This window comes from Mesorhizobium sp. 43Arga, assembly GCF_053714255.1.
In genome coordinates this window covers 21,214-31,085 of the sequence record NZ_JBSKBO010000026.1, presented here as the reverse complement: position 1 = coordinate 31,085, position 9,872 = coordinate 21,214, and the positions used below count along the sequence as shown (strand labels likewise).

The window sequence follows — 9,872 nt, the reverse complement described above, 5'->3', positions numbered from 1 at the left end:
ACTAGCCTAGTGACTGATTCCGAAGTTTGAGCCATTTCGTTTTGGCGTTCGGCGGTCTGAAATGTGGTCAAACAGAAGTGTTGATGGTCTTGAGAATATCGTCGGCCGACTTAGGTCATCTGAATGGCTTGGGATCGGGGTTGACGGCTTTGATGTAAGTTCTGATGGCCGCCTCCAACACGTTTGTCGATCTATGGACGCCACGCCTGACCTGCTTTTCGGTCAGGTCGTCGAAGAAGCGTTCGCCCCGCCGCTCGCTCAGTCTGATGGTGCGTTCGATCAGCGCCCTATAGTGACGACCCCGGATCTGTCATAGCACGATGGATGGTGTGCTCGCCACGGCCATCGCTCGCTCGCCTGCTCTAGTTAGGCCAATGTCGTACGGTGATTGCGATCAGCTCGCGGTAAAGTGGATCCGATTTGGTCGGCCGCGCGTGAACTGGATTTTGCTGGCGCGCTTCTTGGCTGCTCGGCAATGATCCGCCATGAGGAGCCGGCGCCGCCGACCGCCATCAATCTTCTAATGGCCAGCACTTGAGACACGAGCAAACGCGTCGTCGAGTGCGATCCTGTGGCAGTCCGAATTTGTAGCTGAAGAAGACGGTTGCCAATTAACCGAATCATATCAGGCTTAAACGTGCACCGCCCATGCAAGTCCTGGGCGTCAACCGTTGTCGTTCGACGTTCTGGGTCGGCCGTGTCCAGTCTAATACGTCTATGTTCGGGACCCGACACACAGAGGGGCAAGCATTCCGCCGGCGCAAGGTGAAACACGCGAGTTTTGGCCTCTTGCTCGCACCACCTGTTCAGCGGCACGCCGATTGCAGCGACACGGTGAATATCCATTCCCGACCTTGGCGGTGTCGCAATCTCTTGCCTAAGGGGCTACATGAAACTTGCTCGAACCATCCAAATCAATGGGATAAATGCCGCATCGTTGAATGCGCTTCCGTGTCGCGGGTGCCCGGTGTCATTGCCCCAGCAGTGGCAGGTTTCGCGGCGAGCGGGAGGGATGCGGCCTTGGATAGGTTTCGTGATGCTTCATAAAGTCCTGCGCACCTCCTTCCGCGTCGAGGAAGGCGAGCCGTTCCAGCCGATCAGGACGGCGGACGTCGGCCTACTGCTGCAACGAAACGATCCGAGGGTAGCAGTGGATGTGGAGACTACCCTTGCGGATTTGATGTGCCTTGAAGCGCAGGAGGCGTTCGACCTGAAAGTGCGGGGCTCAGATCAAATCTGAGCGAATGAACGTGACAGCAGACAAACATCCAAGGAGTAGCTCATGCAGGTAGCCATCGTGTCGAACAGCGATTTTGCGGGCGTGATTAACCGGTTCGGTCAACCTTATCCTAAGCCGCCGCAGCCTTGGCCACTGGGAGTCTACAGGACAGCAGAAGGGGTGGAGGCGGCACTTCAAGAGGGCGGCCACGAGACACTCTTGTGTGAAGGCGATAAAGGACTGCTCGCTACGCTCGATCGGTTCATGCCACCCGATTCGCAAGGCCGTCCCTCGGGTGTCGTCTTCAACTTGGCGGAGGGCACCCATGGCGAGGACCGTGTCACACAGGTTCCGGCTATGCTTGAGATGGCCGGTGTTCCGTACACCGGATCGAGCCCGCTCGGGCATGGAATGATGTATGATAAGGTCATCAGCAAGACGCTCATCCGCGATCTCGGAGTGCCGACGCCGAAATTTCGCGTAATGCATCGCGGCACCGAGAATGCCGGCGATTTGCGATTCCCGGTGGTAGTGAAGCCGCGTCACGAAGACTGCAGCCTCGGATTGCAGCTGATAGATGAGTATTCGAAGTTAAGGCAGGCCGTGGAAATGATCGTCACGCAGTATGCGCAGGATGCGCTCGTGGAAGAATACATCGAAGGGCGGGAAATCTGTGTTGCGCTGCTCGGAAACGAGGATCTCGAAGTGTTGCCTCTGGTTGAGCAGGACTTCGGCGATCGCGAAAAGCGTCTTATGAATTGGGAAGCGAAATTCGTGCCGGCCGCAGCGGTGCCGAAGATTTGCCCGGCGCAAGTCGAGAGTGGGCTTGAGACGATGTTACGGGATTTTTCGGTTGCGACCTTCCGTGCCTGCCATTGCCGAGACTATGCCCGAGTCGACTTCCGGATCGACCGCTCCGGCCGCCCCTTTGTTCTGGAGATCAACTCCATGCCGACACTCGATATGAGCTCCTCTTATTCCGTGGCCGCAGCGACTGCCGGACACAGCTTCTCGAGCTTGGTCAATCGCATTCTCGATATCGCTCATACGCGGCATTTCGGAATCGGCATCCCCTAGGCCGTGGTGACGATTTAACGGCTTGGGATTCCCAAGGAGGTGCAAATCAGATTCAACGCTGATTTTTGGAGATCGGCGATGGACTGCGACGCGCTTCGGGATGACCAGTGGGAACGGATCAAGGGTTTTGTGCCCGGCGGCACGAAGGGTAAGCGTGGGCCGCGCACGGATAACCGCAAGTTCCTGGACGCGCTGCTGTGGATGGCGCGTTCGGGCGGGCGCTGGCGGGACCTGCCGGAGCGGCTTGGCGATTACCGTTCGGTGAAGCGGCGCTACTATCGCTGGATCGAGATGGGTGTGTTGGACGACATGTTGGAAAGGTTGGCCCGCGAAGCCGACCTGGAATGGCTGATGATCGACTCGACCATCGTGCGAGCCCACCAGCATGCCGCCGGAGCCCGCAAGGTCAAAGGGGGGCGGATGCCCAGGGCCTGGGCCGGTCTCGAGGCGGCCTGAGCACCAAAATCCACGCCGCAACCGAAGCTCTCGGCCTTCCCGTCCGCCTGATCGGCTCGCCCGGCCAGCGCAACGACATCGCCTTGGCCCATGACCTGATTGACCATATCGACGCCGAGAGCGCCATCGCCGACAAGGGATATGACGCCGACCATCTCGTCGACAGAATCGCCGAAAGCGGCGCCAAGGTCGTTATCCCGCCCAAGCGCAACCGAAAGGTTCAACGCACCTACGACGTCGACCTCTACAAGGAGCGCAACCGCATTGAGCGCTTCTTCAATAAGCTCAAGCAGTTCCGCCGTGTCGCAACCCGATACGACAAGCTACTCGCCAACTTCATGGGCTTCGTCAAACTCGCCGCTATCGCGATATGGCTCAGATAGTCAAATCGTCACTACGTCCTAGGCCGAGCAGGCTGGGATTTTTCCGCCAAGGATCGGAGGTTCTGTTGCTACGAAGGGGAACGCAGGAGGTCTGACAACCAGTCAGGCGGCGAGGATTTAGAACTGCTCGGATGGATGGCGAGCTTCGCCAGTTGCCCACGCATTCCGAGCATTGACTGCATGCGGCGGTTGACTGCGCCGAGCCCCTGTTCGATCTGATTTTCAGGTATTTACTCTTGCTGATCCGCATCGGCTTCAGCCGATGCGGATCGCAGTAGATTGGGTGCGGTCGTCTACAGCTGTGCAGTTCGATCTTGTGATTGCTGCCCGAAATCCGGAATTTAACGCCATTTTGTGGTCACAGGAGATTGACTGGGAATGAGCAATCCTGAATATCGGGACATATACCGTTTTTCGGAGGTTGAGATGGCTGAACACCCGCGCGTCACATATTCAAACATCGGAGTGGATTTTTCTCCAGTTCACGCTCACCTCGATGCAATGATCCCCGGCTTCGAGACAAACACGCTAGGCCGCGAGTGGTCGACGCCTTTCGCTACTGGCGCAAGGGCGGAAATCTTCAGCCCTATCGAAAAGACGATCTCTCTTGGCAAGTTCCCGGTTTCAACCGCAACCGACGTCAAGTCCGCGATCAAGGCTGCCCGAGCCGGCGCGAAGGTGTGGAATTTTTCGACGCTCGACGATCGCCTCGCATTCGGCGCACGCTGGCGTGAGGCACTGGCAGAGCGTAAATACAAGCTTGGTCTAGCGGCGCTCTATGAGATCGGCAAGTCCCGTATAGAAGCTGTCGGCGAAGCCGAGGAATGCTTGGACATCGTTGAGTACTACGCGTCGGAAATGAAGGCGAACAACGGATTCGTTCGGCCGATGCACCAATTGGTTAAGAACGAGACAGCCACCAGCGTCATGAAGCCTTATGGCGTCTTCGCGGTTATCGCTCCTTTCAATTTCCCGCTCGCCTTGTCGATTAGCATGATCTCCGGCGCGCTGTTGACGGGCAATGCGGTTGTTTACAAACCGTCGCCGGGTTGCGCGCTGACCGGGTTGCTGATCGCAGAAACGCTACGCAAGGCAGGATTGCCGGAAGGTGTCTTTAATATTGTGCTGGGCGACGGCGAGATCGGCCGACTTGTTGCCACCGACGATGGCATCGATGGTGTCGCGTTCACCGGCTCCCACAAGACCGGCATGAGTATCTTCCGTCACATGGCAACGCTGCCATATGTGAAGCCTGTCATTGCAGAAATGGGTGGAAAGAACCCCGCGTACGTGACCAGCAATGCCGACCTCGATCGTGCGGCGCAGGGCGTGGCGCGTTCGGCGTTTGGTTTGCAAGGGCAAAAGTGCTCGGCGTGCTCGGTCGTTTACGTCGATGAGAAGGTCAAAGCTGAATTCATCGATAGGCTCGTGGCGTTCGCCGGAAAGCTGCTCGTGGGAGATCCCCGCAGGGCCGAGACCTTTATGGGTCCTGTCTATGGCGATGCCACGGTCGATCGTTTCAAGTTAGCACTGTCGGAAGTCGAAGGAAAAGTGCACTTCGGGGGCGCTGCTCTCGGACAGGGCTTTCCAGACAACTATGTGCTGCCGACGATCGTCGAATTGGATGGGTCTAGCCGGCTGACCCGCGACGAACTCTTTATGCCTTTTCTAGTCGTCCGCGGCTTTGGCAGCCTCGACGTTGCAATCCGCGAGGGCAACGATGTCGCTTACGGCCTGTCGGCTGGCATCTTCACGAATGATCAAAACGAGTTGCAGTACTTCCTCGATTTCGCGGAAGCCGGTGTTCTCTATGCAAACCGCGCGAGCGGGGCGACGACGGGCGCATGGCCCGGCGCGCAGCCCTTCTGCGGCTGGAAGGGGACCGGGGTCAGCGGCAAGGGTGGTCTTGGATCTTGGTTCTTGCCCCAGTATCTCCGCGAGCAGAGCCGTACGATCATGACCAAGTAATCGAAGGAGGATCGCAACCGTCTTTGCGCGCCCGTTCCTAAACCTTTATCGATGTGCGAGATCATGCGCCACTATCCAGATTCAATGCCGAAATCCAGGGAGATGTTCGAGCGGGCCCGCAAGGTCATGCCGGGCGGGAATACGCGGACAACCGTCTTCATCGACCCTTTTCCGATTTACGCCGACCGCGGCGAAGGTTGTCTGGTTTGGGACATCGACGGTAACGTCTACTACGACTGCATCAACAATTTCACGGCAATGATCCACGGCTATGGTCATCCCGACGTCACGGCGGCGGTGGTAAGTCAGATGCCCCACGGAACGGCCTTCGGAGCGCCCACTGAGAGCGAGCTTGATCTTGCCGAACTGTTGATCGACCGCCTCCCATCGGTCGAGCAGGTTCGCTTCGCCAACTCTGGCACGGAAGGTGTCATGATAGCGATCAAGGCGGCTCGGGCATTCACCGGTCGACCGAAGATCGTCAAGATCGAAGGCGCGTATCATGGCTCTTATGACTTCGCGGAAGTCAGCCTCGACAGCTCGCCCGCCAACTGGGGCGACATACCAGCCTCGACAGCCTATGCCAAGGGTACGCCGACAGGAGTACTTAAGGATGTGATCGCGGTGCCATTCAACGATATCGAGGCGCTGCGCGCCGTCTTTGACGCGCACGGCGACACGATAGCGGGTGTTCTGGTCGACCCAATGCCGAACCGCGCCGGACTGATCCCCGCCCGGAAGGACTACCTAGGGGCGATGGTCAAGATTGCTCATTCTGCGGGCTCCCTGGTAATCTTCGACGAGGTGATCTCGCTCCGCTTGGGCTACTCAGGTGCGCAGGGCCTCTGGGGCGTCAAACCCGACCTGACGGTACTCGGCAAAATCATCGGTGGCGGCTTTCCGGTCGGCGCCGTCGGCGGTCGTGCCGAGGTGATGGCAGTGTTCGATCCGACCCGCGGCAAGCCTGCCTTGCCGCACGCCGGCACTTTCACCGCAAACCCAGTGACTATGCGAGCCGGCTTGGCGGCGATGCGCGCACTGACCCCGGCCAGCTTCGAGCATCTGGACTTTATCGGCGCGCTGCTTCGTGATGGGATAACGGATTCTTTGGCCCGCTATGGCCTCAACGGTCAGTGCGTGGGCCTTGGCTCGCTTTTCAAGGTTCATTTTACGATGTTGCCGATTACGGACTACCGGTCGGTCTATCCGGGCCCGTCCGAACAGATTAAGCTCAACCTGTTCCACAAGGGCCTGCTCGATCGCGGAGTACTCTCGGCGAGTTACGGCCTCTTCGCACTTTCCACCCCCATGACCGAAAGGGACGCGCGCGCGATCCTTACAGCAGTTGACGGAGCGCTCGCAGCAATTGTGTCGCACACGTAGCGCATCCGGAGCTGGTTTCATTCGGCATTGGACAATGCATTGGCGATGGAAATCAAATGACAGCTTCTCCCATGTCGTAGTCATTGTAGCCAGTACACTTGGGATTGTGCTCAGCGCACGCCCGCGCGAAGCAAGGTGCTCGGGTTGCCGTCGTCGACGTGAAATCTATTGCTTCGTATCCTGGGGGCGCTCGGTCGGGGGTCTTGGGACGCGGCTTACACATTCCTTCGAAATCCAGTGCGCATGCAAGGATCAGCGCGGTTCGGCATTGGGAGGAACGCCTTGGCCCTTGCCGTGCAAGAAAACCCATGCTGGCCCTCTATTTCAAGCGCCTAGTTCCCACCGTTTTCGCTGTCAGCTTTCATTTGACTCGCGCGTTAGGTTGATTGAGTGAGCGGTTGCCAACGTCGTGCTGCTTCGGCCGCACGCGATCATGATACCGCATCCTCCTCCTAACTTCGCGCAGGGCCGCATCGGCGACAAACTTCGCCTTGAACAGACCCGGTCGCGCTCAGGCCGGCAGGTTTGCTTCCCCGAAGGCGGAGCCTTTTAGGTGGCGTATGGTTGCTGCGCGAGTGCGAACGCCCTATCCGAGTCACGAGCCTTGCTGGTCCACTTGCAGCCATCGCATCAGTTCACGACGCCGTGCTGACAACAGTGCAGAGCCGTCTCGTGCGGTCCAATCGTAGACGCCCTTGCCGCTGCGGACCCCACATTGCCCACCACGGACTAAAGCCTCGACCTGTTCGGGTGGTTCTGACGAAGAGTCGAGCGACGGTGCCAAGAAGCGAGCAAAATGATACATCGTGTCAAGTCCGCCCAAATCCGCTGATTCGATCGGTCCGGTCACAGCAAGCCGTCGTCCGATCGAATGCCGGACTACTGAGTCAATGGCTTCGGCCGAAGCAACACCCGCGGCCCAAAGCGACCAAGCCTCACGAAGGGCTGCAAACTGGATTCGGTTGCCGATGAAGCCAGCCACTTCGCGATCGATAACGACGGGCGTCTTTCCGACACCGCCAAGGAGCGAGCATGTACGCTCGATCACTATCTGGGTCGTGACACCGCTACCACAAACCTCAACGAGCGGAAGTAGTTGCGGCGGATACCAAAAATGCGCGGCGATGACCCGCTCCTTACGTTCGACGCGTTTATCGACGGCACTGGCAGGATGGCCACTGGAAGTGGCGAGTACGGTATCGGAACGACAGATCCGGTCGAGTTTGGAGAATATGTCGAGCTTAAGTTCCATATCCTCAGGAACGGCTTCGATAACAAAATCCGCCGCTGCCGCCGCCTGCAACTCGGTTGAAGTTCGGATCTTCGCGACCACTGCTTTCGCGGATGAAGCGCTCAGCAATTCAGCCTGTACAAATTCGTTGAGGCTCGCCCCAATCCGCTGGAGCGCTCTCTCGAGACTCTCGTGGCTGCGACCAATGAGACAGACGTCCCAGCCCGCCTTCGCGAACACCTCCGCGATTCCGTGACCGATCACGCCGTTACCGATAACCGCCATGCTGCCAAGACCAGAAGCTTTCATTGCCACCCTTCTCTGCCTATTCCGACGAAGCCGGCCACCTTTGGAGGTCAACTGGGTCGTTGTTGACTTTTGGTTCGAGGATCGCTTGAGGTCAAGCCGGAATACGGCGCGGCGATTGCGCGATGTTTTCGCATGCTCTCGCCGGTCAGTTCGATGCGATGTGCCTTCTTCCTTGATCGCCTGGGTGCGATTGATCCGCCCCGGCAGCGTGTTTATTTGATCTACTGAGTCCCATTTGCCACGGTTGCCCCTTCGTGAACTGGCGATCCTTCGATCCAGCCGCTGGCGAGGTAGTCGAGGATGGTGGGGTGCCGCCAGGGCGCGGTCGCCCCTTTGTTGGACAGAGTAGATTCCATATGGCCAGCGGCACGGGTTGGCTCGTCTCGTTGACTTGCCGGTGGGGATGCCCCAACGTTTCCTCAGAAGCCAGAGATTCTCACTTTTGAACGCGCCCCAGCGTTGAGATCGCTCACCCGGTTGCGCAGACGCTCCAGGTCAATGTAGTCGCCCTAGGTGTGGACCCGTGGAGAGAGTAACCAGGCCACCCGACCCTGGAAGCGCTTCTGGTCGAGGACTACCTCGCCGATAATGAGGCGCAGAATGCCGCTGCGCTCGGCCGCTGTTGTACCTCCAACAACGGAGGCAATAGTCGCACATCAGGACACTAGCGTCCGTTGAACAATTGTACCCGAATTTCATCGAAGGGCTCCGTGCCACCGCCGGTCATCGACTTTGTAAAAGATTCTTCGAATAAGTTTACAGAACCTTCACGAACGCAAGTCGCTGATAGTGCTATGGTCCCCGGCAAATTTGATGGCAACCTCGTCGAGAGTCCGAAGTCAAGCGCCGCCGAAAAGCTGATGCTGATGTTCACTCCGACCCCGCACAGGATGGAAGGTCGGAGTAGACACCCAATGGCAAGAGGAGCGCCATTAAGGCTCACTATTGCGTCGACATAATGGGAAATGAGATCAATGCAATTGCTGCCGCTGACTTCGACCGCCCACTTTATGGTCTTTCAAGAGTCCGCCTTTCCGGCCTCGCTGAGTGAGGAGGAGCATGAGCGTATCGCTGAGAGTTAACGCTACGTTAGAGACTTCGAGGCCCGATAAGGTTGACCAAGCAATGCAAATCCTTCCTAGAAGCGGATCAAAGCCAAGGAAGAGGTATCTTGCCGTGACCTCGACTAGGAACCGTGAACCGAAATCGGGTCCGCTCGAGCGGTATATAGCCATCCTCGAAGCCGTTCTCGGTCCGCCCGATGGGCTCAATACACGCGAACTCGAGGTGATGCTTGGGCTCCCAAGAACCACGGTGAACAGACTGCTATCCGCGCTGACCGCCAGCGATTTGATCGAAAAGGACGGCCGACGTGGCACGTTCAAGCTTGGCCGCAGGCTTTCGCAAATCCTCCAGTCAGACACCGCCTGGTTAGAACTCGCCAGCAAGCGACTTCTGAAGGCCCTCGCCGAGGAGACTGGAGAGATTTGTTTTATTGCACGACTTTGCGGGACCACAATACAGTCAATCGTCATTGAACCGCCCGACGCAAGTGTCGGGGTCGATGTTCTATCCGGCCACGTTCTGCTGCGCCATGCGGCAGAGTGTCGAAAGACACGGAAGCAGGGCTATGTTATCGAGAATGGCGAGCATATAGGCGGCCTGGTTACCATCGCCTATCCGGTTATTCTGGTACCAGATCAGCCGCCGATATATGCGCTCGGTATCACAGGCCCCGCGGAACGCATTGGGTCACAACTTGTGCCGGTTCTCCAGGAAAAGATCAAGCGGACAGCCGCTGAATTCGCCAATGTCTTCTCGCTAGGTCGAAAGAAGCGCGGCTAGT

General features: G+C 58.0%; 7 protein-coding genes and 1 pseudogene. 6 read left to right on the top strand and 2 right to left on the bottom strand.

Annotated elements, in window-relative coordinates; genetic code table 11:
* Positions 1–247: 247 nt before the first annotated feature.
* Positions 248–561: pseudogene (locus ACWGS8_RS34375) on the bottom strand (ISNCY family transposase); the annotation flags it as partial.
* Positions 562–1,033: 472 nt separating this feature from the next.
* Between ACWGS8_RS34375 and ACWGS8_RS34370 the strand changes: the two are divergent.
* The 5 genes from ACWGS8_RS34370 (at position 1,034) to ACWGS8_RS34350 (ending at position 6,486) form a co-directional block, all read left to right on the top strand.
* Positions 1,034–1,240 carry a hypothetical protein gene (locus tag ACWGS8_RS34370; protein ID WP_454585084.1) on the top strand — a complete coding sequence of 69 codons (207 nt, stop codon included), beginning with the start codon at positions 1,034–1,036 and terminating at the stop codon, positions 1,238–1,240.
* 42 nt (positions 1,241–1,282) lie between these two features.
* A complete protein-coding gene (locus ACWGS8_RS34365; RefSeq protein WP_454585083.1) occupies positions 1,283–2,296 on the top strand; it encodes a D-alanine--D-alanine ligase family protein in 1,014 nt (337 codons plus the stop codon).
* Positions 2,297–2,374: 78 nt separating this feature from the next.
* Positions 2,375–3,135 (top strand): IS5 family transposase gene (locus ACWGS8_RS34360; RefSeq protein WP_454585082.1). Its coding sequence is split into 2 segments (ribosomal slippage): positions 2,375–2,714 and positions 2,714–3,135, totalling 762 coding nucleotides; the frame shifts between segments, so codons are not numbered across the junction.
* A gap of 378 nt (positions 3,136–3,513) precedes the next feature.
* The gene (locus ACWGS8_RS34355) at positions 3,514–5,103 is read left to right on the top strand and encodes an aldehyde dehydrogenase family protein (RefSeq protein WP_454585081.1); all 1,590 of its coding nucleotides are present in this window, start codon (positions 3,514–3,516) and stop codon (positions 5,101–5,103) included.
* A gap of 63 nt (positions 5,104–5,166) precedes the next feature.
* A complete protein-coding gene (locus tag ACWGS8_RS34350; RefSeq protein WP_454585080.1) occupies positions 5,167–6,486 on the top strand; it encodes an aspartate aminotransferase family protein in 1,320 nt (439 codons plus the stop codon).
* A gap of 595 nt (positions 6,487–7,081) precedes the next feature.
* Here the strand turns inward: ACWGS8_RS34350 and ACWGS8_RS34345 are convergent.
* The gene (locus ACWGS8_RS34345; RefSeq protein ID WP_454585079.1) at positions 7,082–8,026 is read right to left on the bottom strand and encodes a 3-hydroxyacyl-CoA dehydrogenase family protein; all 945 of its coding nucleotides are present in this window, start codon (positions 8,024–8,026) and stop codon (positions 7,082–7,084) included.
* A 1,059-nt stretch (positions 8,027–9,085) separates the two neighbouring features.
* Between ACWGS8_RS34345 and ACWGS8_RS34340 the strand changes: the two genes are divergently transcribed.
* The gene (locus ACWGS8_RS34340; protein ID WP_454585078.1) at positions 9,086–9,871 is read left to right on the top strand and encodes an IclR family transcriptional regulator; all 786 of its coding nucleotides are present in this window, start codon (positions 9,086–9,088) and stop codon (positions 9,869–9,871) included.
* Position 9,872: the final 1 nt, after the last annotated feature.